This window comes from Streptomyces sp. NPDC023527 (assembly GCF_055560115.1).
The window spans coordinates 164,540-188,556 of the sequence record NZ_JBVHJJ010000015.1 but is presented as its reverse complement, the minus strand read 5'-3'; the positions used below and the strand labels follow the sequence as shown (position 1 = coordinate 188,556).

At 69.6% G+C, this 24,017-nt stretch carries 27 protein-coding genes; 5 read left to right on the top strand and 22 right to left on the bottom strand.

Translation table 11 applies throughout. The annotated features are described in order from the left end of the window. The first annotated feature begins 14 nt into the window (after positions 1–14). Complete coding sequence (gene coaA / locus ACZ303_RS27580; protein ID WP_467343158.1) at positions 15–1,010, top strand: type I pantothenate kinase; 996 nt, start codon at positions 15–17, stop codon at positions 1,008–1,010. Between the two features lie 18 nt (positions 1,011–1,028). After that, positions 1,029–1,970, top strand: a complete 942-nt coding sequence (locus tag ACZ303_RS27575) for a DUF389 domain-containing protein (protein WP_467343157.1) — start codon at positions 1,029–1,031, stop codon at positions 1,968–1,970. A 74-nt stretch (positions 1,971–2,044) separates the two neighbouring features. Here the strand turns inward: ACZ303_RS27575 and glmM are convergent, their stop codons facing one another. From glmM to ACZ303_RS27555, 4 genes are all read right to left on the bottom strand, one after another. Then, positions 2,045–3,403, bottom strand: coding sequence for a phosphoglucosamine mutase (gene glmM, locus ACZ303_RS27570; RefSeq protein WP_467343156.1), 1,359 nt, complete (start codon positions 3,401–3,403; stop codon positions 2,045–2,047). 190 nt (positions 3,404–3,593) lie between these two features. Next, positions 3,594–4,109 (bottom strand): 30S ribosomal protein S9, encoded by a 516-nt coding sequence (gene rpsI / locus ACZ303_RS27565; protein ID WP_467343155.1) that lies wholly within the window; start codon positions 4,107–4,109, stop codon positions 3,594–3,596. A gap of 43 nt (positions 4,110–4,152) precedes the next feature. Next, positions 4,153–4,599, bottom strand: coding sequence for a 50S ribosomal protein L13 (gene rplM, locus ACZ303_RS27560; protein WP_467343154.1), 447 nt, complete (start codon positions 4,597–4,599; stop codon positions 4,153–4,155). Positions 4,600–5,055: 456 nt separating this feature from the next. After that, positions 5,056–6,675 (bottom strand): ABC-F family ATP-binding cassette domain-containing protein, encoded by a 1,620-nt coding sequence (locus tag ACZ303_RS27555; RefSeq protein ID WP_467343153.1) that lies wholly within the window; start codon positions 6,673–6,675, stop codon positions 5,056–5,058. 56 nt (positions 6,676–6,731) lie between these two features. Between ACZ303_RS27555 and ACZ303_RS27550 the strand changes: the two genes are divergently transcribed. Next, positions 6,732–7,676: a hypothetical protein gene (locus ACZ303_RS27550; RefSeq protein WP_467343152.1), complete on the top strand. Its 945-nt coding sequence runs from the start codon at positions 6,732–6,734 to the stop codon at positions 7,674–7,676. Between the two features lie 162 nt (positions 7,677–7,838). Here the strand turns inward: ACZ303_RS27550 and ACZ303_RS27545 are convergent, their stop codons facing one another. Further along, positions 7,839–8,648 carry a hypothetical protein gene (locus ACZ303_RS27545; RefSeq protein WP_467343151.1) on the bottom strand — a complete coding sequence of 270 codons (810 nt, stop codon included), beginning with the start codon at positions 8,646–8,648 and terminating at the stop codon, positions 7,839–7,841. Positions 8,649–8,871: 223 nt separating this feature from the next. On the opposite strand from ACZ303_RS27545, the gene ACZ303_RS27540 reads away from it, so the two are divergent. Both ACZ303_RS27540 and ACZ303_RS27535 read left to right on the top strand, forming a co-directional pair. Next, the gene (locus ACZ303_RS27540) at positions 8,872–11,043 is read left to right on the top strand and encodes a glycosyltransferase family 4 protein (RefSeq protein WP_467343150.1); all 2,172 of its coding nucleotides are present in this window, start codon (positions 8,872–8,874) and stop codon (positions 11,041–11,043) included. A gap of 159 nt (positions 11,044–11,202) precedes the next feature. Further along, positions 11,203–13,308, top strand: coding sequence for a glycosyltransferase family 4 protein (locus tag ACZ303_RS27535; RefSeq protein WP_467343149.1), 2,106 nt, complete (start codon positions 11,203–11,205; stop codon positions 13,306–13,308). A 110-nt stretch (positions 13,309–13,418) separates the two neighbouring features. Here ACZ303_RS27535 and truA read toward each other — a convergent pair whose 3' ends face one another. The 17 genes from truA to ACZ303_RS27450 all read right to left on the bottom strand — a co-directional run bounded on the left by truA (position 13,419) and on the right by ACZ303_RS27450 (position 24,013). Then, complete coding sequence (truA, locus tag ACZ303_RS27530; protein WP_467343148.1) at positions 13,419–14,270, bottom strand: tRNA pseudouridine(38-40) synthase TruA; 852 nt, start codon at positions 14,268–14,270, stop codon at positions 13,419–13,421. Between the two features lie 82 nt (positions 14,271–14,352). Next, a complete protein-coding gene (rplQ, locus tag ACZ303_RS27525) occupies positions 14,353–14,817 on the bottom strand; it encodes a 50S ribosomal protein L17 (protein WP_467343147.1) in 465 nt (154 codons plus the stop codon). A 170-nt stretch (positions 14,818–14,987) separates the two neighbouring features. Next, a complete protein-coding gene (locus ACZ303_RS27520) occupies positions 14,988–16,010 on the bottom strand; it encodes a DNA-directed RNA polymerase subunit alpha (RefSeq protein ID WP_004946635.1) in 1,023 nt (340 codons plus the stop codon). A 182-nt stretch (positions 16,011–16,192) separates the two neighbouring features. Continuing rightward, complete coding sequence (gene rpsK, locus ACZ303_RS27515; RefSeq protein WP_003956432.1) at positions 16,193–16,597, bottom strand: 30S ribosomal protein S11; 405 nt, start codon at positions 16,595–16,597, stop codon at positions 16,193–16,195. A gap of 69 nt (positions 16,598–16,666) precedes the next feature. Beyond that, positions 16,667–17,047, bottom strand: a complete 381-nt coding sequence (gene rpsM / locus ACZ303_RS27510) for a 30S ribosomal protein S13 (protein ID WP_030368393.1) — start codon at positions 17,045–17,047, stop codon at positions 16,667–16,669. A gap of 193 nt (positions 17,048–17,240) precedes the next feature. Next, the gene (rpmJ, locus tag ACZ303_RS27505) at positions 17,241–17,354 is read right to left on the bottom strand and encodes a 50S ribosomal protein L36 (RefSeq protein ID WP_003956441.1); all 114 of its coding nucleotides are present in this window, start codon (positions 17,352–17,354) and stop codon (positions 17,241–17,243) included. 60 nt (positions 17,355–17,414) lie between these two features. Further along, positions 17,415–17,636 carry a translation initiation factor IF-1 gene (gene infA / locus ACZ303_RS27500; RefSeq protein ID WP_003956442.1) on the bottom strand — a complete coding sequence of 74 codons (222 nt, stop codon included), beginning with the start codon at positions 17,634–17,636 and terminating at the stop codon, positions 17,415–17,417. Between the two features lie 164 nt (positions 17,637–17,800). Further along, on the bottom strand, positions 17,801–18,637 hold the full coding sequence (map, locus tag ACZ303_RS27495) for a type I methionyl aminopeptidase (RefSeq protein ID WP_467343146.1): 837 nt from the start codon (positions 18,635–18,637) through the stop codon (positions 17,801–17,803). Between the two features lie 154 nt (positions 18,638–18,791). Further along, a complete protein-coding gene (locus ACZ303_RS27490; protein WP_467343145.1) occupies positions 18,792–19,448 on the bottom strand; it encodes an adenylate kinase in 657 nt (218 codons plus the stop codon). Next, complete coding sequence (gene secY / locus ACZ303_RS27485; RefSeq protein WP_215079430.1) at positions 19,448–20,761, bottom strand: preprotein translocase subunit SecY; 1,314 nt, start codon at positions 20,759–20,761, stop codon at positions 19,448–19,450. Before secY ends, ACZ303_RS27490 begins: the two co-directional genes overlap by 1 nt. Positions 20,762–20,963: 202 nt before the next feature. After that, a complete protein-coding gene (gene rplO / locus ACZ303_RS27480; protein WP_467343144.1) occupies positions 20,964–21,419 on the bottom strand; it encodes a 50S ribosomal protein L15 in 456 nt (151 codons plus the stop codon). Between the two features lies 1 nt (position 21,420). Beyond that, on the bottom strand, positions 21,421–21,603 hold the full coding sequence (gene rpmD / locus ACZ303_RS27475) for a 50S ribosomal protein L30 (protein WP_087927574.1): 183 nt from the start codon (positions 21,601–21,603) through the stop codon (positions 21,421–21,423). Further along, positions 21,603–22,205, bottom strand: a complete 603-nt coding sequence (gene rpsE, locus ACZ303_RS27470; RefSeq protein WP_116212431.1) for a 30S ribosomal protein S5 — start codon at positions 22,203–22,205, stop codon at positions 21,603–21,605. Before rpsE ends, rpmD begins: the two co-directional genes overlap by 1 nt. Before the next feature lie 46 nt (positions 22,206–22,251). Further along, on the bottom strand, positions 22,252–22,635 hold the full coding sequence (rplR, locus tag ACZ303_RS27465; protein ID WP_467343143.1) for a 50S ribosomal protein L18: 384 nt from the start codon (positions 22,633–22,635) through the stop codon (positions 22,252–22,254). Between the two features lie 3 nt (positions 22,636–22,638). Further along, on the bottom strand, positions 22,639–23,178 hold the full coding sequence (rplF, locus tag ACZ303_RS27460) for a 50S ribosomal protein L6 (protein ID WP_467343142.1): 540 nt from the start codon (positions 23,176–23,178) through the stop codon (positions 22,639–22,641). 21 nt (positions 23,179–23,199) lie between these two features. Then, positions 23,200–23,598 (bottom strand): 30S ribosomal protein S8, encoded by a 399-nt coding sequence (rpsH, locus tag ACZ303_RS27455; RefSeq protein ID WP_087927570.1) that lies wholly within the window; start codon positions 23,596–23,598, stop codon positions 23,200–23,202. A gap of 229 nt (positions 23,599–23,827) precedes the next feature. Further along, entirely contained in the window at positions 23,828–24,013 is a 186-nt protein-coding gene (locus ACZ303_RS27450) for a type Z 30S ribosomal protein S14 (RefSeq protein WP_467343141.1), read from the bottom strand. Positions 24,014–24,017: the final 4 nt, after the last annotated feature.

Below are 24,017 nucleotides of genomic sequence, written 5' to 3'. Positions count from 1 at the left end.
CGCACAATGGGCCCGTGCCGACCACCACAGAGCAGCCGCAGCACCGCCGCCGCGCGGACTCCTCCCCGTATGTGGACCTCACCCGTACGGAGTGGAGCGCCCTGCGGGAGAACACCCCGCTGCCGCTGACCGCCGAGGAGGTCGAGCGGCTGCGCGGACTCGGCGACGTCATCGACCTGGACGAGGTCCGCGACGTCTATCTGCCGCTCTCGCGCCTGCTCAACCTCTACGTCGGCGCGACCAGCCAGTTGCGCGGCACGCTCAACACCTTCCTCGGCGAGGCCGGCGACCGCGGCCACGGATCGCAGCCGGGCACGCCCTTCGTCATAGGCGTGGCGGGCAGCGTCGCGGTCGGCAAGTCGACCACCGCCCGCCTGCTCCAGGCGCTGCTGGCCCGCTGGCCCGAGCACCCGCGCGTCGAGCTGGTCACCACGGACGGCTTCCTGCTGCCCAACGCCGAGCTGCACCGCCGGGGCCTGATGTCGCGGAAGGGCTTCCCCGAGTCCTACGACCGGCGGGCCCTGACCCGCTTCGTCGCGGATGTGAAGGCCGGCAAGGACGAGGTCTCCGCACCCGTCTACTCCCACCTGATCTACGACATCGTGCCCGGCGAGCGGCTGACCGTGCACCGCCCGGACATCCTGATCATCGAGGGCCTGAACGTCCTCCAGCCGGCCCTCCCGGGCAGCGACGGCCGCACCCGCCTCGGACTCGCCGACTTCTTCGACTTCAGCGTGTACGTGGACGCGCGCGCCGAGGACATCGAGCGCTGGTACTATGAGCGGTTCAAGAAGCTCCGCAAGACCGCCTTCCAGGACCCGCACTCGTACTTCCGCAGGTACACCCAGGTCTCCGAGGAGGAGGCGCTGGACTACGCCCGCCGGAACTGGCGCACCATCAACAAGCCCAATCTGCTGGAGAATGTGGCTCCCACGCGCGGCCGGTCGAATCTGATCCTGCGCAAGGGATCCGACCACAAGGTGCAGCGGCTGTCGCTGCGCAAGCTCTGACGACTCATCAGGACTACCATGCTGCACCTTCGGATGCTCACCCCCGCCGACCGCACCGACGAGGTCGTCGCCCTCCTGGAGCGCACGGTGGGCACCACCCATCTCGCCGTGCTCACCGGCGCCGCGCGCAGCCCGCGCGGCGACGTCGTGCTGTGCGACGTGGCGCGCGAGGCGGCCGACGGACTGCTGGCCGAGCTACGGGCGGCGGGGCTGCCGGACTGGGGCTCGGTGTCGGTCGAGGACGTCGACCTGATGCTGTCCCGGCGCGCCGACGAGGCGGAGGAGGCGGCGCCGGGCGACGGCGCCGACGCGGTCGTGTGGGAGTCGCTGGTCGAGGAGACGCACGAGGAGTCGACGCTCACCGTCACGTTCCTGGCGTTCCTGACGGTCGCCACGATGCTCGCCGCCTGCGGCGTGATCATGGACAGCGCGATCCTGATCGTGGGCGCGATGGCGGTGGGCCCGGAGTTCGGGCCGCTGGCGGGGCTGTGCACGGCGATCGTGCGGCGCGCGCCGCGGCTGGCCTGGCGGTCGATCGTCGCGGTGCTGGTGGGCTTCCCCGTGGCGATGGCGCTGACCGGCGGCTTCAGCGTCCTGATGGACTGGGTGGGGCTCTTCCACGAGGCGAAGTTCCTCGCGCCGCGCCCCCAGACGTCCTTCATCTGGCAGCCGGACGCCTTCTCCTTCGTGGTGGCGTTCCTGGCCGGCATCGCCGGGATCCTCTCCCTGACCTCGGCGAAGTCGGGGGCGCTGATCGGCGTGGCGATCTCGGTGACGACCGTGCCGGCGGCGGCGAACGCGGCCGTCGCCCTGTCCTACGGGGACTGGTCGGAGACCCGGGGCTCGGCGGTGCAGCTGGCGCTGAACCTGCTGGGGATCATCGCGGCGGGTACGTTGACGCTGCTCGCCCAGAAGTGGTTCTGGGCGAGGCAGCGTGCTCGTACGGCGGCGAGGGCTTAGCCCCCGGTCCCGCGTCCCGCACTTCGTCCGTTCCCGGGGCCGGGGCCCCGGCCCCGGGAACCGGCCGGGCCGGGTTAACCCAGCGCCGACTTCACCACGTCGGCGAGGCGCTGCGCGACACCGCGCGCCTGCTCGATGTCCGCGGCCTCGACCATGACCCGTACGAGCGGCTCCGTGCCGGACGAGCGCAGCAGCACCCGGCCCGTGGAGCCCAGCTCCCGCTCGGCGGCCACGACGGCCTCGGTGAGCTCGGGCGAGGAGGTCACCCGGGACTTGTCGACGTCGCGGACGTTGATGAGGACCTGCGGCAGGCGCTCCATGACGCCGACCAGGTCGGCCAGCGGGCGGCCCGTGGCGGCGACCCGCGCGGCCAGCATCAGGCCGGTCAGGGTGCCGTCGCCGGTCGTGGCGTGGTCGAGGACGATGACATGGCCGGACTGCTCGCCGCCGAGGGCGAAGCCGTGGGCCTTCATCTCCTCCAGCACATAGCGGTCGCCGACCGCGGTCTGCACCAGGTCGACGCCCTCGCGCTCCATGGCCAGCTTGAAGCCCAGGTTGGACATCACGGTGGCGACGACGGTGTTCTTGCGCAGCGAGCCCGCCTCGCGCATCGCGAGCGCGAGGACGGCCAGGATCTGGTCGCCGTCGACCTCTTCGCCCTTGGCGTCCACGGCCAGGCAGCGATCGGCGTCGCCGTCGTGGGCGACACCCAGGTCGGCGCCGTGCTCGACGACGGCGGCGCGCAGCTTGTCCAGGTGGGTGGAGCCGCACTCGTGGTTGATGTTGAGGCCGTCGGGCTCGGTGCCGATGGTGATGACCTCGGCGCCGGCGCGCGCGAACGCCTCCGGGGAGACGCGGGCGGCGGCACCGTGGGCACCGTCGATGACGACCTTGAGGCCGTCGAGGCGGTTGGGCAGCACACCGATCAGGTGCGCGACGTAGTTGTCGAAGCCCTGGTCGTAGTCGCGGACCCGGCCGACGCCGGCGCCGGTGGGCCGGACCCAGGGCTCGCCGGAGGCGTGCGAGCGGTAGGTGCTCTCGATGCGGTCCTCCAGCTCGTCGGCGAGCTTGTGACCGCCGCGGGCGAAGAACTTGACACCGTTGTCCGGCATGGCGTTGTGGCTGGCGGAGAGCATCACGCCGAGGTCGGCGCCGAGCGCCCCGGTCAGATACGCGACGGCCGGCGTGGGCAGCACGCCCACCCGCAGCACGTCGACGCCCGCGCTGGCGAGCCCGGCCACCACGGCGGCCTCCAGGAACTCCCCGGACGCGCGCGGATCTCGGCCGACCACGGCCACGGGGCGGTGGCCCTCGAACGTGCCCGCCTCGCCGAGCACGTGTGCCGCGGCGACCGACAGGCCGAGCGCGAGCTCAGCCGTCAGATCGGCGTTGGCGACACCGCGCACACCGTCCGTACCGAAGAGTCGTCCCACTGGTGTCCTCCGAAAAACGCGGTACGGGGTCCCATGAGCGGGCCCCCGCACATCAAGGTGTCGAGTCCGGGACCGGAGCGTTGAATCCAGGTACGTCCAGGTATACGCCCCGTGCCGCCGATAGCCGAACGCCCCGGCGGGCACGAATCGTGCCGCCGGGGCGCTCGAGCAGAAGCAGCGAAGCCGAGGCTTAGCGCTTGCTGTACTGCGGGGCCTTACGGGCCTTCTTGAGACCGGCCTTCTTGCGCTCGACCGCACGGTCGTCGCGGGAGAGGAAGCCGGCCTTCTTCAGCGGGCCGCGGTTGTTGTCCACGTCCGCCTCGTTCAGCGCACGGGCCACACCGAGGCGCAGGGCGCCGGCCTGACCGGACACGCCGCCACCCGAGATGCGGGCGATGACGTCGTAGCGGTTGTCGAGCTCGAGCACCTTGAAGGGCTCGTTGACTTCCTGCTGGTGCACCTTGTTGGGGAAGTACTCCTCAAGGGTGCGACCGTTGATCTTCCACTGGCCGGTGCCCGGAACGATCCGGACGCGGGCAATGGCGTTCTTGCGACGACCCAGGCCGGCGGCCGGCTGGGGGTCACCGAAACGGGACGCGAGCGACTCGGAGGTGTACTCCCCCTCGACGACCTCGGTCTCGGTGGTGTACTCCTCGACGCCAGCCTCGTCGTCGATGACGGGGGTCTCGGCGGTGGTCTCAGCCACGATTCTCCTCAGATACTTTCTGTCTGGTCGGCGGTGGCCGGGACTAGCCCTGCTTGACCTGGGTGATCTCGAACGGGACGGGCTGCTGAGCGGCGTGCGGGTGCTCGCTGCCCGAGTAGACCTTCAGCTTCGACAGCATCTGACGGCCCAGGGAGTTCTTGGGGATCATGCCCTTGATGGCCTTCTCGACGGCCTTCTCGGGGTTCTTGTCGAGCAGCTCGTCGTAACGGACCGAGCGCAGACCACCCGGGAAGCCGGAGTGGCGGTACGCCAGCTTCTGGGTCTTCTTGTTACCGGACAGGTGCACCTTGTCGGCGTTGATGATGATGACGAAGTCACCCATGTCAACGTGCGGCGCGTACACGGGCTTGTGCTTGCCGCGGAGAAGGTTGGCGGCCTGAGAGGCCAGACGGCCCAGGACAACGTCCTGCGCGTCAATGATGTGCCACTGGCGCTGGACATCGCCGGGCTTGGGGCTGAACGTACGCACGGTCGTAGCCTTCGCTTCTTCGGAGTGGGGTCTCCCCAAGCCCGCAAGGGCCGAGGGGACGGGTCCTGACAAGGCCACCTGGACGATCACGACAGCCTTGGCGACAATCGGGGACGCAACCCGATCGCCTGCCGCTGTCCATCGGCCCGGTGGACAAGCGTAAGGGCCCCTCGCGTGAGAACGACCAAGCCAATACGCATAACGAACTCGTAGAGTACCCGTCGCCTACCGGCAGGGTCAAAACACATGGTCCCACCGGTTCGCTGGCGCGGCCGTCCGCACGGCCCTGCGGGCCTTTGCCATGCCGGCTCAGGCGTCCTCAAACGCCGGACGGGCTTGATTTGGCCGGGCTCGCCCTTCGGCTGCGGAGCCGTACATCATCGCGGAGGGCCCGCACCATACAGCCCGTCCGGCGATTGAGGACACCGCACCGCCGGGCGGTCACCCGGCGATGAACTACCGCGCCCGGACGACCCGCGCCTCGTCCCACACCGGCTCCGGGACCTCTCGGACGAGCCCGTCCGAGCCGAAGACCACGTAACGATCAAACGCCCGCGCGAACCAGCGATCATGCGTCACCGCCAGCACCGTCCCCTCGTACGCCTCCAAGCCCTCCTGCAAGGCCTCCGCACTCTCCAGGTCGAGGTTGTCCGTGGGCTCGTCCAGCAACAGCGCCGTCGTGCCGGCCAGCTCCAGCAGCAGGATCTGGAAGCGTGCCTGCTGGCCGCCCGACAGCTTCTCGAAGCGCTGGTCGCCCTGCTTCTCCAGCTCGTACCGGCGCAGCACGGACATCGCCGCGCCGCGGTCCTTCGCGTGCTCCGTCCACAGGATGTCGACGAGCGTGCGTCCCAGGAGCTCGGGGTGGGCGTGGGTCTGGGCGAAGTGGCCGGCCACGACGCGCGCGCCCAGCTTCCACGTGCCCGTGTGGGCGACGTCGTCGCCGGCGAGCAGCCGCAGGAAGTGAGACTTCCCGGAGCCGTTCGAGCCCAGCACCGCGACCCGCTCGCCGTAGAAGACCTCCAGGTCGAACGGCTTCATCAGGCCGGTCAGCTCCAGCCCGGCGCAGGTCACGGCGCGGACACCCGTACGCCCGCCGCGCAGCCGCATCCGGATGTCCTGCTCGCGCGGCGGCTCCGGCGGCGGCCCCGCCTCCTCGAACTTCCGCAGCCGGGTCTGCGCGGCCGCGTAGCGGGACGCCATCTCATGGCTGACCGAGGCGGCCTGCCGCAGGGTGATCACGAGCTTCTTGAGCTGGGCGTGCTTCTCGTCCCAGCGGCGGCGCAGCTCCTCGAAGCGGGCGAAGCGCTCCTTGCGGGCCTCGTGGTACGTGCCGAAGCCGCCACCGTGCACCCAGACGTCCGAGCCCGCCGGGCCCGGCTCGACGCTGATGATCTTCTCGGCGGAGCGGGCGAGCAGCTCGCGGTCGTGGGAGACGAAGAGGACGGTCTTCTTCGTCTCGCGCAGCCGCTCCTCCAGCCAGCGCTTGCCGGGGACGTCGAGGTAGTTGTCCGGCTCGTCGAGCAGCAGCACCTCGTCCGTGCCGCGCAGCAGCGACTCCAGGACCAACCGCTTCTGCTCACCGCCGGAGAGGGTGCGGACCTGGCGCCACTGCGCCTTGTCGTACGGGACGCCGAGCGCGGCCATCGTGCACATGTCCCAGACGGTCTCGGCCTCATAGCCCCGCGCCTCGGCCCAGTCGGAGAGGGCCTGGGCGTAGGCCATCTGCGCGGCCTCGTCATCGCGCTCCATGATCGCGGTCTCGGCCTCGTCGACCGCCCGCGCGGCCTCGCGGATGTGCGGCTGGGCGACGGAGACCAGCAGGTCACGCACCGTACGGTCGTCCCGTACGGACCCCACGAACTGCGGCATCACGCCGAGCCCGCCGGTGACCGACACGGAGCCGCCGTGCGGCTGGAGCTCGCCGGAGATCAGCCGGAGCAGCGTCGTCTTGCCCGCGCCATTGGCACCGACGAGAGCGACCGCGGCGCCTTCCCCGACCCGGAACGAGACGTCGCCGAGCAGCACTCTCCCGTCGGGAAGGTAGTACTCAAGGTGTGCTGCGTCGACATGTCCCATGGCAGCGATTGTCTCCGGCGCCGAGGGGTGCGACCAACCGGTTTACGATGCACGCCATGAGCTTTGGGCAGGAAGGGCCGCATGGGGCCCACGGGGACCCCCATCAGCCGCACCCGCAGTGGGGTCCGCCCCCACCGCAGCAACCGCCTGCCCCCTGGGGACCCGGCGCCACCGGCGCGCCGCAGACCCCCGACTGGGCGGCGCTCGCCGACAACACCGCGGCCCGCGGCAGGCGCCGCAAGTGGCTGCTGCTCGGTGGTGGCGGCGTCCTGGCCGCCGGCGCGGTGGCCGCGATCGTGGCGTTCGCCGTGGTCGGCTCGGGCAAGGGCGGCGGCGACCGGGCGTCCGGCCTGCCGTCCCCGGAGAAGCTGCCCGGCTCCTCCGGCACCCCCGCGCCCTCCTTCTCCCAGGTCGCGCCGCCGCCCCCGCCCAATCCCCGCGAGTTCATAGCCAGCGCGGACAAGGACAAGGCGCCGCTGAGCACGAAGACGCTGTTCCCGCACACCAAGCCGGTCCTCGACAAGCGCAAGTACCAGCGCACGGCCACCGCCACGACCTCGGACTGCGCCTCCGCCACGCAGGGCGCCCTCGGCTCGGTCCTCAAGGACAACGGCTGCCGCAAGGTGCTGCGCGCGACGTACGTACGGGACGGCGTGGCGGTGACGGTCGGCGTCGCCGTCTTCGACACGAAGGCGGCCGCGGACAAGGCGAAGGAACAGTCCGGCGGGAACATCGAGTCCCTCTCCGGTGACGACGACCCGGCGTTCTGCCGCGCCACGGCCTGCCGGCTGACGGCCAACGCGGAGGGGCGCTACGCGTACTTCACGGTGGCGGGCTACGCCAACGGGAAGGCCGTCGCCGACGACGACAAGGACGCGCTGACGGCGGGCCGGGACGTGGCGGGCTACACGTTCCGCCGCATCATGGCGCGTGCGAACGCACAGGCGGCGGCGTCGGTGAAGTCGGCCTCCCCGACGACGGCCCCGAAGAAGCAGGCGTAGGACGGCACGGGCTGATCAAGCCCGCGCACCAATCAAGCCCGTCCGGCGATTGAGGACAAGCTTTGACGGCCACCCGTCACGTCCGCGCACCCACCCACAGCCCGTCCGGCGCCTGAGGACAAAGAGCCCGCCCGGCACCTGAGGGCACCCACACCCGCCACATCAACCCGCACTGTCCCCCGCCTCACCCCCCTCCCCCAACACCTCCTGTGAAGGTGCCGGCGGAACGGTCGGAGACTTCTCTTCCGCCCGTCGCACCTTCTCCACCTGCGCCCGCACCAGCTCCCGCGGGATCTCCACGCCCTCCGGGCCGGACAGGCTCGTCGCGAAGAACATCGCCAGCGTGCTGCCCGACCGCACCACCGTGATCATGCTCGGCGTCCGCTCCGCCGCGTTCTCCAGGCGGTACGCCACCGCCTCGTCCCCCAGCTCCGGCGCCGGCAGCGTCCGTACCGACGCGAACTCCTGCGGCTCACCCTCACCCGTGCGCATGCCGAAGCCGTCCGCGCACTCCTCGGCGGCCGACCGCAGGTCCCGGAGCGTGGCGGCGGCGCCGTCGCGCTTGTACGTCGAGACGCGGATCATGCCCATCAGGCCCTCGAAGTCCTTGCCCTCGCCCGTCTTCGCGAAGGTCTTGACGACGGACGCGGCGGGCGCGGGCCGCGGCTGGGAGCCCAGGGCGTCGACCAGCGGCCTGCACGGCGCGCGGTCCGTCCGGGGCCTGCCGTGGCCGGCCGCGCCCGTGGACGCCTTCTCGATCTGGAAGCCGGGGACCTCGTGCGGGCCCAGCTCGACGTGGCGCAGTTGGGCCGGGCTCAGCACCCGCACGGCATCGCGCGTGTCCTTGCCCTCGCCCCGGCCACCGGTCGGCCGCCCGGAACCTCCGGAACCGCCCGCTCCGCCGTCATTCCCACTGCACCCGGCGGTCAGCCCGAGGGCCACGACCGCGGAGACCGCCACCATCGCCTTCACGTTCCCACCCTCCCAGCGCCCATGGGGCACGTCCGGTCGCCACGCCCGGGTGGACGGTTACCCTCTGAACTGCTGTCCGATCCGTCCGCTTGACAGATCCTTTGTGGCTACATCTAGAGTGCGCTCACCCGAACAAGCGGGCCCATTCCGCCCGCGTGGTTCATTCGCTTCGGCAGGGAGGGGCCGACGCGACGTGCCGGGGGGCGCGCGCGTCAGCACGCTCATGAAGATCGCGTTTCTGATCCACAACGCCTACGGCATCGGCGGCACCATCCGCGCCACCGCCAACCTCGCCAGCGCCCTCGCCGCCCGCCACGACGTGGAGATCGCCTCGGTCTACCGCAGCACGGACACTCCGAAGCTGCCCACCACCGGCCGGGTGCGCCTGACCTCGCTGATCGACATCCGCAAGGACGCGCCGGGCTCCGAGACGGACAACGAGCTCCAGCGGCAGCCCAGCGCGCTGCTCCCCGAGCCGGAGCGCGACGTCAGGGCCTTCACCCGCCTCGCCGACCTGCGCGTCACCCAGTACCTGGAGGCCACCGACGCCGACGTCGTCGTCGCCACCCGGCCCGGCCTGCTGATCTACCTGACCCGGCTCGCCACCGACCGCACCTACCTGCGCATCGGCCAGGAGCACCTCATCCACGGCGCCCACGCCCCGGACCTGCGTGCCGCGCAGGACTCCGCGATACCGCTGCTGGACGCCCACACCACCGTCTCCGAGGCCGACGCCGCCGTCCACCGCGAGCACCTGCCCCACAGCCGTACGCGCGTCGTCGCGCTGCCCAACGCCGTCCCGACGCCCGCCGTCGAACCGTCCGACGGCGCGTCCAAGCTGGTGGTCGCCGTCGGGCGGCTCATCCCCGTCAAGCGGTACGACCTGCTCGTCGAGGCGTTCGCCCAGGTCGTCGCCGAACGCCCCGACTGGAAGCTGCGCATCTACGGCCGCGGACCCGAGCGCGCCGCGCTCCGCGCCCGGATCGACGACCTCGGCCTCAATGAGCACATCGCGCTCATGGGTCCCCACTCCCCCATCGAGACCGAGTGGGCCAAGGGCGCCGTCGCCGCCGTGACCTCCTCCTACGAATCCTTCGGGATGACCATCGTCGAGGCCATGCACTGCGGCGTGCCGGTGGTCGCCACCGACTGCCCGCACGGCCCCGGCGAGATCATCAGCGACGGCTACGACGGCCTGCTCGTCCCCGTCGGCGACGCCGACGCTATCGCCAAGGGGTTACTCCGGCTCATCGACGACCCCGCCCTGCGCACCGCCATGGGCAGCGCCGCCCGTGCGTCCGCCCAGCGCTACGCCCCGGCCCGCGTCGCCGAGCGCTTCGAACGGCTCGTCCGCGACCTCCGCCCGGAACTGCTGCCCCCGCCCCCGGAACCCGCACCCGCGCCGACCCCCGCGAACCCCCTGCGCCGCACCGCCGCCCGCCTCGTACGCCCGCTGCGCCGCAAGCCCGAACCCCCGGCGGCCACCCCACCCGCCGCACCCGCCCCGCTGAAGCCCCTGCGGCCCAGGGCCGCCGCCCGCGCCACCACCGACGGCGGACTCACCGTCCGGCTGCCCCGCGGCGGTGTCCCCGGTGAGCGGTTGACCCTCGTCGCCCTGCTGCGCGGCACCGAGGGCACCGGCGACGGAGAGCGGATCGAGCTGCCGCTCTCCGGTGCCGCCGGGAAGGGCCCGCTCACCGCGCACCTCGACCGGGCCCGTACGCCGCTCGCCGAAGGCCGCTGGGACTTCCACGTCGAGCGCGCCGACGACCGCAAGCGCGCCCGCGTCGCCGCCGCGCTCGTCGAACAGGCCCGGCTGCTGACCCTCCCCCTGGCCTCGGACGACACCCACGTCTCCGCCTGGGTCCCCTACCCCACCGCCGCCGGTTCCCTCACCCTGCGCACCTGGCGCCGGCCCGCCCACGCCGAGCTGCAGAAGATCCTCGTCGGCGAGCGCTCCCTCACCGTCACCGCCACCGTCCACGGCGCGACCGGCCCCCTCGTCCAGGGCACCGCCACCCTCGTCGCCCTGTCGCCCGAGGACGGCGCCTACGACCTGGAGCTGCCCGTCACCGTCCTCGACGGCCGGCTGCTGCGCTGCACGCTCCCCTACGAGCGGCTCCTCGGCCGCCGCGGCACCGCCCGCGATGGGGGCACCTCCCATGCCGTTCAGGCTATGGGGGACTGGCCGCTGCGGCTGCGCCCGGCACCCGGCGCACCGCTCGTCCCGCTCGGCCGCCTCGCCGGCGACAGCGTGGACCGCAGGCGCACCGACGTCCACCCGGCCCGTACCCTGGAGCACCCGGTCCGCGGGGCCGTCGCCGTACGACCGGTGTTCGACCCCGAGAACGATCTCACCCTTGACGTACGGGATGTGACTCAAGCCACAATGTAGCCTTCGCAGGCAACCGATATCCCTCCCAAACGTCCTAACCGACGGACCGGATCGCAGTCGAGACCGCTCGGCCGCGACCCACCTACAGGGGATGACCCGGACACCCAGGCCAGGGGGAAGGACGGACGCGGCTCCGCTTACCGCCGCGCACACACCGCCATGAAGATCTCTTTCCTTTTGCAGAACGCCTACGGCATCGGCGGCACGATCCGCTCCACGTTCAACGTCGCCGGCGCGCTCGCCGCGCGGCACGACGTGGAGATCGTGTCGATCCACCGCACCGGCGGCACACCCAAGCTCCCCCTGCACCGCAAGGTGAAGCTGGTCCACCTCATCGACACGCGCGCCGAGACCGGCGCCGACCGGGACAACCCGCTGCTCGAACAGGACAGCGCGCACATCCCGCCCGTCGAGGCGAAGGGCGCGCACTTCAGCGCCCTCACCGACAAGCGCGTCGCCGAGCACCTCGCCCGCACCGACGCCGACGTCGTGATCGCCACCCGCCCCGGCCTGGTGATGTACCTCGCCGAGTTCGGGCAGGACCGCTATCTGCGGATCGGCCAGGAGCACCGGATCTACGGCACCCACGAGCCGAACATCCGCGCCGCCCAGGACCTCGCCATCCCGCACCTCGACGCGCACACCGCCGTCTCCGAGGCCGACGCCGCCACCCACCGCGAGCAGTTCCCGGACGTCAAGACCAAGCTGATCGCGCTGCCCAACGGCGTCCCGGCCTCCGAGGTCGAGCCCTCCGACGGCGACGCCAAGCTGGTCGTGGCCGCCGGCCGGCTCATCCCCGTCAAGCGCTACGACCTGCTCGTCAAGGCGTGGGCCACCGTCGCGGCCACCCGCCCCGACTGGAAGCTGCGCATCTACGGCCGCGGCCCGCAGCAGGCCAAGCTGCGCGAGCAGATCGACACCCTCGGCCTCAACGACCACATCACGCTCATGGGTGCCCACTCCCCCATCGAGACCGAGTGGGCCAAGGGCTCCATCGCCGCCGTGACCTCCCGCGAGGAGTCCTTCGGCATGACGATCGTGGAGGCCATGAACTGCGGCGTCCCCGTCGTCGCCACCGACTGCCCGCACGGCCCCGGCGAGATCATCAGCGACGGCCACGACGGCCTGCTGGTCCCCGTCGGCGACGCCGACGGCATCGCCAAGGGCCTGCTCAAGCTCATCGAGGACGACGACCTGCGGCACGCCATGGGCCAGGCCGCCCGCGTCTCCGCCGAGCGCTACCACCCGGACTCCATCGCCCGCCAGTACGAGGACCTCATCGCGAGCCTCGGCGTCGACACCGGCACCACGGAGAGCACCACGGGAGAGCGCGAGCCCGCCCCCGTACCGCTGTCGAAGGTCCTGCGCCGTACGGCCGGCAAGCTCCTGCGGCCGCTGCGCCGCGGCGTCGCCAAGCCGGCGACCCCGCCGGTCAAGGCCGCCATCAAGGAGATCGTCCGCAAGCCGCTGCGCTGCACCGCCTCCTGCCGCGTCGACGCCGACGGCAACATCGTCGTCTCCGTCGACAGCAAGGGCCTGTCCGGCGAGAAGCTCTCCCTGACGGTCACCCGCCGCAAGGAGGGCAAGCCCGTCAGCGTGCCCCTGCGGGCACCGGCCGGCGGCGGCAAGGGCCCCTGGACCGCCGTCCTCGACCGCAGCGAGCTGCGGCTGGGCGAGGGCCGCTGGGACCTGCACGTCGTCCGCGGCGACGACGGCGCCCGGCGCCGCGTGGTCTCGCACCTCGCCGAGGGCCGCGGCCTGGTGGAGCTGGAGCCGCTGAGCGGCGCCCCCTTCACCTGGTGGGTGCCCTACCCGACCGTCGACGGCTTCCTCGCCCTGCGCGCCTGGCACCGCCCCGCGCACGCCGAGGCCCGCACGGTCCGCCAGGGCGAGACGGCGCTGACGGTCGAAGGCACCCTGCACGGCACGGAGTTCACCTCCGACAGCAACCCCGTCGTGGTCTGCGTCCCGCGCATCGAGGCCGCCGAGAAGGTCACGGCCCAGGTCACCGTCGTGGACGCCACGTCCTTCAGCGTGACCCTGCCGTACGCCGAACTGCGCGCCGCCCGCGGCGGCGACGAGAACACCGTCTGGGACCTGACCCTGCGCCAGTCCCCCGACGCCGAGCCGATCAAGATCGCCCGCCTGATCGGCGACATCGTCGACCGCAACAAGACCGACCTCTACCCGAAGATCGACGGCATCAAGCCGTACTTCACGGTCAACAGCGACCTGGCGGTCAGCTGTCCGGTGGACGGTTCGTAAAGCCGCCCGCGGCGGCGAGCGCCCTGCGGGCGCGTCCTCCATCGCCGGACAGGCTTGGTTTTGGCTGAGCTCAGCCCCGATCAAGCCCGTCCGGCGATTGAGGACAATCCCTAACAGCAACCCCCGCCCGGCAGCGTCCGCTTGTTCCGCGCCGCCAGGTTCCGCGCGGCCAGCTCGGAGTCGGCCGGATAGCCGACCTCCTCCAGCGTCAACCCGTGCGGCCGCACCACGTGCACCGCGGAATCGCGCACCCGCGCGGCCAGCACCTTGCCCGGCCACTCCACCGGCCGGTGCCCGTCGCCGACGAACAGCAGCGCGCCCACCAGCGAGCGCACCATGTTGTGGCAGAAGGCGTCCGCCCGTACGGTCGCGGTGATCACACCGGACGCGTCGCGCTCCCAGCTCAGCTGCTGAAGCGTACGAATGGTCGTCGCGCCCTCGCGCCTCTTGCAGTACGCGGCGAAGTCGTGCTCCCCGACCAGCGCCCGCGAGGCGGCGTTCATCGCGTCGACGTCCAGCGGCCAGTCGTGCCAGAGCACATGGCCGCGCAGCAGCGGGTCGACGCCGCCGATGTGGTCGGTGACCCGGTAGGCGTACCGGCGCCATATCGCCGAGAAGCGCGCGTTGAAGCCCGACGGCGCCTCCGCGACCTTCCACACCCGGACGTCGTGCGACAGCCGGCCGGCCAGCCGGCGCAGCAGCTTCTCCTCGTGCTCGGCCCACACCTCCGCCGGCAGGTCGACGTGCGCGACCTGGCCGCGCGCGTGGACGCCGGAGTCCGTACGCCCGGCGACGGTCAGCTCGACCGGCTCCTTCAGGCGCATGACCGTGGCCAGCGCCGACTCGATCTCGCCCTGGACCGTGCGCTGGGTGCGCTGCTTGGCCCAGCCCGAGAAGTCCTTGCCGTCGTACGACAGATCCAGCCGCACCCGCACAAAGCCGGGCTCAACCTCGTCACTCACCGAAAGTTCCCTCTCCCACTCACGCGGAACGGGCCCGCCCCCTCGAAAGGGAGCGGACCCGTCCGTACACACATGACGTGCGTCAGGCGTCCTTGGACTCCTCGGCCGGAGCCTCGGCAGCAGCCTCGGACTCCTTGACCGCACGCTTGGTGGCGGCCTCGGCCTCGGCGACGGTCGCCTTCTTGGCGATCTCGCCCTCGACGAGCTCGATCACGGCCATCGGGGCGTTGTCGCCACGACGGTTGCCGATCTTGGTGATCCGGGTGTAGCCACCCGGACGCTCGGCGAAGCGCGGAGCGATCTCGGTGAAGAGCACGTGCACGATGCTCTTGTCCGTGATCGTCTGCAGCACCTGGCGACGGTTGTGGATGTCGCCCTTCTTCGCCTTGGTGATCAGACGCTCGGCGACCGGACGCAGGCGACGAGCCTTGGCCTCGGTGGTGGTGATGCGGCCGTGCTCGAAGAGCGCCTTGGCGAGGTTCGCCAGCAGCAGCTTCTCGTGCGCGGCACCGCCGCCCAGACGGGCACCCTTGGTGGGACGCGGCATGGTGTTTCTCCTTGTTCTCTGCACCGGCCGTATCAGGTACCGGTGTCAGGTCTGGCTGGGCGGTCGCCCACCAGAAGTCTTACGGTGCCGGGGCAGGCGGACCCGCCCCGGCCGAATCAAGCCCGTCCGGCGCCTGAGGACAAGACCTCAGCCACCGGACGGGGGCAAGATCAGTACTGCTCGGTCTCCACGAAACCCGCATCCGCGTCGTCGTCGGCGCCAAAGGCGTCAGCGGCAGCGGTGGGGTCGAATCCGGGCGGGCTGTCCTTGAGGGCCAGGCCCATGCCGGCCAGCTTCGCCTTGACCTCGTCGATCGACTTCGCACCGAAGTTGCGGATGTCGAGCAGGTCGGCCTCGGAGCGGGCGACGAGCTCACCCACGGAGTGGATGCCCTCGCGCTTGAGGCAGTTGTACGAGCGGACCGTGAGCTCGAGCTCCTCGATCGGCAGCGCCAGGTCGGCGGCAAGGGCGGCGTCCGTCGGGGACGGGCCCATGTCGATGCCCTCGGCGTCGATGTTGAGCTCGCGGGCCAGACCGAACAGCTCGACCAGGGTCTTACCGGCGGACGCCATGGCGTCACGCGGGCGCATGGCCTGCTTGGTCTCGACGTCGACGATCAGCTTGTCGAAGTCGGTGCGCTGCTCGACACGGGTCGCCTCGACCTTGTAGGTGACCTTGAGAACCGGCGAGTAGATCGAGTCGACCGGGATACGGCCGATCTCCTGGCCCACCTGCTTGTTCTGGACGGCGGAGACGTAGCCGCGACCGCGCTCGACGGTCAGCTCCATCTCCAGCTTGCCCTTGGCGTTCAGGGTCGCCAGAACCAGGTCGGGGTTGTGCACCTCGACACCGGCCGGCGGGGCGATGTCGGCGGCGGTGACCAGACCCGGGCCCTGCTTGCGCAGGTACATCACGACCGGCTCGTCGTGCTCCGAGGAGACGACCAGCTGCTTGATGTTCAGGATGAGGTCGGTGACGTCCTCCTTGACGCCCGGCACGGTGGTGAACTCGTGCAGGACACCGTCGATGCGGATGGACGTGACCGCCGCACCCGGGATCGAGGAGAGGAGCGTACGACGCAGGGAGTTGCCGAGGGTGTAGCCGAAGCCCGGCTCCAGCGGCTCGATCACGAACCGGGAGCGGAACTCGTCGACGACCTCTTCGGTCAGCGAGGGGCGCTGAGCGATCAGCATGCGATGAATCCTTCAGTCATGGACACCCACTATTTGATGTCCTGAGGTATTACAAGGGTACGGGCGGCACGGCTCCGAAGAGCCGTGCCGCCCAGACCCTCAAGGCAGCAACCGTGCGAACGGCGCAGCGTCAGACGCGGGTCAGCTCCGCTCACGCGGAGAGGCCCACCGCGATCCGAAGATCAGACGCGGCGACGCTTCGGCGGACGGCAGCCGTTGTGCGGGGTCGGGGTGACGTCCTGAATGGAGCCAACCTCGAGGCCGGTCGCCTGGAGCGAGCGGATGGCGGTCTCACGACCGGAACCCGGGCCCTTGACGAAGACGTCGACCTTGCGCATGCCGTGCTCCTGCGCGCGACGGGCAGCCGACTCGGCGGCCATCTGCGCGGCGAACGGAGTGGACTTGCGGGAGCCCTTGAAGCCGACGTGGCCGGCGGAGGCCCAGGAGATCACGTTGCCGGACGGGTCCGTGATCGAGACGATGGTGTTGTTGAACGTGCTCTTGATGTGCGCGTGGCCGTGAGCGACGTTCTTCTTTTCCTTGCGACGCACCTTCTTGGCTGCGCCCTGACGACCCTTGGGGGGCATGTCTTGACTCCTGTGGAGTGGAGGTGATCGGTCCTACAGCGAAGACCGCTGGTGAGCGTCCGCTGAGGACTACTTCTTGCCCGGCTTCTTCTTGCCGGCGATCGCGCGACGCGGGCCCTTGCGGGTACGAGCGTTCGTGCTGGTGCGCTGACCGTGGACCGGCAGGCCGCGACGGTGACGCAGACCCTGGTAGCAGCCGATCTCGACCTTGCGGCGGATGTCGGCCTGGATCTCGCGACGGAGGTCACCCTCGGTCTTGAGGTTGGCGTCCACGTACTCGCGGATCTTGACCAGGTCCTCTTCGGGAAGGTCACGAACGCGGGTGTTCGGGTTCACGCCGGTCGCGGCGAGAGTCGCCTGCGACTGGGTGCGGCCGATGCCGAAGACGTAGGTGAGTGCGACCTCCACGCGCTTGTCGCGCGGGATGTCAACACCGGAAACGCGTGCCATTTACTGGCTCCAGTTGATTCTCGGGGGTCTTCCACAGCGCCACTCCCGACCGCCGACCGCTCTTGATCAAGAGCGCTGGTACGGTCCGAGTCCCCGGCCCCCGCCGGAGGTATCGCCAGCCGTGGCTGGCGGGCCCTGCTTATGTACGAACTGCTTGCGTCGCGCGAAGTAACTGCGAAGTGCAGGTTCTGCGTCAGCCCTGGCGCTGCTTGTGGCGCAGGTTGTCGCAGATGACCATGACCCGGCCGTGGCGGCGGATCACCTTGCACTTGTCGCAGATCTTCTTGACGCTCGGCTTGACCTTCATGGGATGTCAGGTTCTCCGGGTCAGTGCCGTCGCCCCACAGGAAGGGGGCTCCGACAAGATCTACTTGTAGCGGTAGACGATCCGGCCACGCGTCAGGTCGTACGGAGAGAGCTCCACGACGACCCGGTCATCAGGAAGGATGCGGATGTAGTGCATGCGCATCTTGCCGCTGATGTGCGCGAGGACCTTGTGACCGTTCTGGAGTTCTACCTTGAACATCGCGTTCGGCAGAGACTCGATCACGGTGCCCTCGATCTCGATGGCACCTTGCTTCTTGGCCACGCTTCGCCTTTCGAATCGGCTACCTTGATCGACTCCCGTTTTCCACACGCCGCGCGAACGCAGGCATGCGGATACACGAGAGCCGACGCGTCAGTCTACGCCAGGGCAACCCGAAAGACTAATCCAGGGGTGACTGCCCAGCCGAGAAGATCCTTAAGCGGCACTCACGCCAGCGGGTCGGGCGCGGCCTCGATGCCGTACTCCGCCAGCTTGGCCTTGCCGCCGTCCACCGCCGTCAGGACCAGCGGGCCCTGCTCCGTCACGGCGACGGAGTGCTCCCAGTGGGAGGACCAGGTCAGGTCGTCCGTGAGGACCGTCCAGTCGTCCTCCAGGACGTGCGTGCGGGGGGTACCGAGGCTCACCATGGGCTCGATGGCGATGCAGAAGCCGGGGACGAGCTTGGGGCCCTTGCCGCGCTTGCGCGAGACGTAGTTCAGCAGGTGCGGGTCCATGTGCATCTCGGAGCCGATGCCGTGCCCGCCGTAGTCCTCGATGATCCCGTACTTCCCGGAGGCCGGGCGGGGCTGGCGGCGGATGTAGCCCTCGATGGCCCGGGAGATGTCCACCAGGCGGTTGCCGTTCTTCACGGCGGCGATGCCGGCCCACATCGACTCCTCGGTCACCCGGGAGAGCTCCAGCAGCTCCGGAGCGTGGCCGGTGCCCACGAAGGCGGTGAAGGCGGCGTCGCCGTGCCAGCCGTCCACGATCGCGCCGGCGTCGATGGAGATGATGTCGCCGTCCTTCAGGACGGTCCTGGTGTCCGGGATGCCGTGGACGACGACCTCGTTCACCGAGGTGCAGATGGTGGCGGGGAAGCCGCCGTAGCCGAGGAAGTTCGACTTCGCGCCGTGCTCGGCGAGCACCTTGCGGGCGACGTCGTCCAGATCCTTGGTGGTGGCACCCGGCACGGCCGCCGCCCGGGTGGCCGCGTGGATGGCGGCGACGACCAGCCCCGCCTCGCGCATCTTCGCGATCTGTTCCGGGGTCTTGATCTCGACCATGGGGGTGCCTTTCTCGGCTGCACGGTGCTTCTCGTATGGCGCGGTACCTCGCCCGGCCGCCTGCTCCGGGCTCCGCTGGCGCGCGCGGGGCGCACAGCACAACACTACGGCCGCGATACCCCGAGGGGCACCGCGGCCGTAGTCAGCTCGCTCTTCAGGCGTTGTCGCGCTCCAGGGCGGACATCGCCCGCTGCGTGACCTCGGCGACCTTGCCGAGCGCCGAGATCGTCACCACGAGGCCCTGGGCCTTGTAGTAGTCGATGATCGGCTCGGTCTCGCTGTGGTAGACCTCCAGGCGCTTGCGGACAGTGTCCTCACTGTCGTCCTCGCGCTGGTAGAGCTCGCCACCGCACTCGTCGCAGACACCCTCCGTCTTCGGCGGGCGGCCGACGACGTGGAAGACGTGGCTGCTGTCGTTGCGGCAGATCCGGCGACCGGCGATCCGCTTGACCACCTCGTCCTCCGGGACCTCCAGGTCCAGGACGCCGTCGAGGCGGAGGTCGTCGGCCTTGAGGATCTCGTCCAGGGCTTCGGCCTGGGCCAGATTGCGCGGGAAGCCGTCCAGGAGGAAGCCGTTCGCGGCGTCCGGCTGGTGCATCCGGTCCTTGGCCATCCCGATGGTGACCTCGTCCGGCACCAGCTGGCCGGCCCGCATGTACTCCTGCGCCTTCTGGCCGAGCGGCGTGCCCTGGCTGATGTTCGCGCGGAAGAGGTCGCCCGTCGAGATGTGCGGGATCGCGAGGTTCTTGGCGAGGTACGCGGCCTGCGTACCCTTGCCGGCGCCGGGCGGCCCGACGAGGACGATTCGCATCAGCGGAGGAACCCTTCGTAGTTGCGCTGCTGAAGCTGGCTCTCGATCTGCTTCACAGTCTCCAGACCGACACCCACGATGATCAGGATGCTGGTTCCACCGAACGGGAAGTTCTGGTTCGCGTTGAGTGTGACCAGTGCCACGGTGGGCACCAGGGCGATCAGTCCCAGGTAGAGAGAGCCAGGCCACGTGATGCGATTCAGCACGTAGCTCAGGTACTCCGCGGTGGGACGACCGGCTCGGATGCCGGGAATGAACCCACCATACTTCTTCATGTTGTCGGCAACTTCTTCGGGGTTGAAGGAGATGGCGACGTAGAAGAAGGCGAAGAAAACGATCAGCAGGAAGTAGGTGACCATGTAGATCGGGTGGTCACCCTTGACCAGGTTGGCGTTGACCCAGTTCGCCCAGCCCGCCTTGGAGCCGGTGAACTGCACGAGCAGCGCCGGGATGTAGAGCAGCGACGAGGCGAAGATGACCGGAATCACGCCCGCCTGGTTCACCTTGAGCGGGATGTAGGTGGACGTGCCGCCGTAGGACCGGCGGCCGATCATGCGCTTGGCGTACTGCACCGGGATCCGGCGCTGGGCCTGCTCCACGAAGACCACCAGCGCGACCATGGCCAGGCCGCAGATGATGACCAGGGCGAACTCCAGCCAGCCGCCCATCAGCTTGCCCTGGAGCTTGATGCCCCACAGGCCGCTGGGGAAGCCGGCGGCGATCGAGGTGAACATCAGGATCGACATGCCGTTGCCGATGCCGCGGTCGGTGACGAGCTCACCGAGCCACATGATCAGCGCGGTGCCCGCGGTCATGGTGATGACCATGGTGACCGTGGTGAAGATCGACTGGTTCGGCACGATCTGGTTGCCCACCGTGCAGTTGCCGAAGAGGGCACCGCTGCGCGCGGTGGCCACCAGGCCGGTGCCCTGGAGCACCGCGAGCGCCACGGTCAGATAGCGCGTGTACTGCGTGATCTTGGCCTGCCCCGACTGTCCCTCCTTCTTGAGGGCTTCCAGTCGTGGGATGACGACGGTGAGCAGCTGCAGAATGATGCTCGCCGTGATGTAGGGCATGATCCCGAGCGCGAAGATCGTGATCTGGAGCAGCGCGCCACCGCTGAACATGTTCACGAGTCCGAACAGGCCCTGACCACGCTGAGCCTGGTCCATACACGTCTGGACGTTCTGGTAGTCGACTCCCGGCACCGGCACATGCGCGCCGAGTCGGAAGAGCACCATGATGCCCAGCGTGAACAGCAGCTTCTTGCGCAGGTCGGGCGTCTTGAACGCCCGGGCGAACGCGGTGAGCACGGTGCCTCCTGCGCCTCTCACGCAGCCACGTGAGAGGTGACGGTCTTGAGGATCGACGAATACATATCAGTCAAAATCCGCACGACACAGGCCGCGCGGAAGATAACAGTTGCACGCCACCTTACCGGCGACCGTGCCCCCCTAGGAACGACCAACCGGGGATGCCCCTTTTGGGACATCCCCGGTTGTCAGATCAACGGGCTCAGACGAGCTCGGTGACGGTGCCGCCGGCAGCGGCGATCTTCTCCTTGGCGGAGCCGGAGACGGCGTCAACCGTCACCTGCAGCGCCACGGAGACCTCGCCGGTGCCGAGCACCTTGACGAGCTGGTTCTTACGAACCGCACCCTTGGCGACCAGATCGGCCACCGTGACCTCGCCACCCTGCGGGTAGAGCGCGGCCAGCTTGTCCAGGTTCACGACCTGGAACTCGGTGCGGAACGGGTTCTTGAAGCCCTTGAGCTTCGGCAGACGCATGTGGAGGGGCATCTGCCCGCCCTCGAAGCGCTGCGGAACCTGGTAACGGGCCTTGGTGCCCTTGGTACCACGACCTGCGGTCTTACCCTTGGACGCCTCGCCTCGACCCACACGGGTCTTGGCGGTCTTGGCGCCCGGGGCGGGCCGGAGGTTGTGGACCTTCAGCGGGTTCTGCTCCGCCATGTCAGTCGACCTCCTCAACCGTCACGAGGTGGCGGACGGTCTGCACCATGCCGCGGATCTCGGGACGGTCCTCCTTGACAACCACGTCGTTCAGGCGCTTGAGCCCGAGCGAACGCAGGGTGTCGCGGTGGTTCTGCTTGCTACCGATGTAGGACTTGACCTGCGTGACCTTGAGGCGAGCCATTACGCACCCGCCCCTGCACGCGCCCGCAGCAGTGCGGCGGGGGCGACGTCCTCCAGCGGCAGGCCACGACGGGCGGCGATCTCCTCGGGACGCTGAAGTCCCTGGAGGGCCGTCACCGTGGCGTGCACGATGTTGATCGGGTTCGAAGAACCGAGCGACTTCGACAGGATGTCGTGGACGCCGGCGCACTCGAGCACCGCACGCACCGGGCCACCGGCGATAACACCGGTACCGGGGGAAGCAGGCTTGAGCAGGACGACGCCCGCGGCCTTCTCGCCCTGGATGGGGTGCGGGATGGTGCCCTGGATGCGCGGGACCTTGAAGAAGTTCTTCTTGGCCTCTTCCACGCCCTTGGCGATGGCCGCGGGAACTTCCTTGGCCTTGCCGTATCCGACACCTACGGTGCCGTCACCGTCGCCCACCACGACCAGCGCGGTGAAGCTGAAGCGGCGACCACCCTTGACAACCTTGGCGACGCGGTTGATCGCGACAACGCGCTCAACGTACGCGGTCTTCTCGGCGGCAGCGCCACCGTCGCGACCCTTCCGGTCCCGCCGCTCGCCGCCACCGGCACCGCTTCCGCGGCGCTGGGGTCCAGCCATTGGATTTACCTCTCTCTGTTACGTCCGCTAGCTCCGGAACCGGGGCTTAGAACTTCAGCCCGGCTTCGCGGGCGGCGTCCGCCAGAGCGGCAATGCGCCCGGCGTACTGGTTGCCACCGCGGTCGAACACGACGGCCTCGACGCCGGCAGCCTTCGCACGCTCGGCGACAAGCGCGCCGACCTGCTTGGCCTGCGCGGACTTGTCGCCCTCGCCACCGCGGATCGAGGTGTCCAGGGTCGACGCCGACGCCAGGGTGTGACCCTGGATGTCGTCGATGACCTGAGCAACGATGTTGCGGTTCGAACGCGTCACGACGAGGCGCGGACGCTCCGCCGTACCCGACACGTTCTTGCGAATGCGGATGTGACGACGCTGCTTGGCGGCGCGCTTGTACGCGTCACCCTTGGCGATCTTTACACCGTATGCCATGGCTTACTTACCCGCCTTTCCGACCTTGCGGCGGATGACCTCACCCGCATACTTCACGCCCTTGGCCTTGTAGGGGTCGGGCTTGCGAAGCTTGCGGATGTTGGCGGCGACCTCGCCGACCTTCTGCTTGTCGATGCCCTCGACGCTGAGCTTGGTCGGGGACTCCACCTTGAAGGTGATGCCCTCGGGGGCCTCGATCAGGATCGGGTGGCTGTAGCCCAGGGCGAACTCCAGGTTGGAGCCCTTCGCCTGGACGCGGTAACCGACACCGCTGATCTCAAGAGCCTTGCTGTAGCCCGCGGTCACGCCGGTGATCATGTTCGCCACCAGCGTGCGGGACAGGCCGTGCAGGGCCTTGTTCTGACGCTCGTCGTTCGGACGAGTGACGACAAGGGTGCCGTCCTCGGCCTTAGCGATCTCGATGGGCGCGGACACGGCGTGCGTGAGGGAACCCTTGGGGCCCTTCACGTGCACCGTACGGCCATCGATGGTGACGTCCACACCAGCGGGAACCTGGATGGGCAGCCGTCCAATACGCGACATTGGCTTTTCCTCCGTTCCCGATTACCAGACGTAGGCGAGGACTTCCCCACCCACGCCCTTCTTGCTGGCCTGCTGGCCGGTCAGGAGACCGTGGGACGTGGAGATGATCGCCACGCCCAGGCCGCCGAGGACCTTCGGCAGGTTGGTGGACTTTGCGTAGACCCGCAGGCCCGGCTTCGAGATGCGCTTGATGCCGGCGATCGAGCGCTCGCGGTTCGGGCCGAACTTCAGCTCGAGGGTCAGGGACTTGCCGACCTCGGCGTCCTCGACCTTCCAGCCGGTGATGTAGCCCTCCTGCTGGAGGATCTCCGCGATGTGCGACTTGATCTTGCTGTGCGGCATCGACACGGAGTCGTGGTATGCCGAGTTAGCGTTTCGCAGACGGGTCAGCATGTCTGCGATCGGATCGGTCATGGTCATGTTTGGCCTTCGGCCTCTCTCGCCGTGGTTTCCTATCTGCGCCATCCCTCTCCCCGAGCAGAGTCGGGACGGGTGCGGCGCGGGGACCTACGGCGTAGTAAGACGGTCATGGGCGGCGGGCGCCCAACCCTTCCACTCTACGCGAGCGCAAAGCTCGCCGGAGAGGATCAGGTCGGGCGGCCGCCATCCAGGATGCTTACCGAGAGCCCTGGACAACCCAAGTGGGTTGTTACCAGGAGCTCTTGGTCACGCCCGGCAGCTCGCCACGGTGAGCCATCTCACGAAGGCACACGCGGCACAGGCCGAACTTACGGTAAACGGAGTGCGGGCGGCCGCAACGCTGGCAGCGGTTGTACGCGCGCACAGCGAACTTGGGCTTGCGGGCAGCCTTGGCAATAAGAGACTTCTTCGCCATCTCG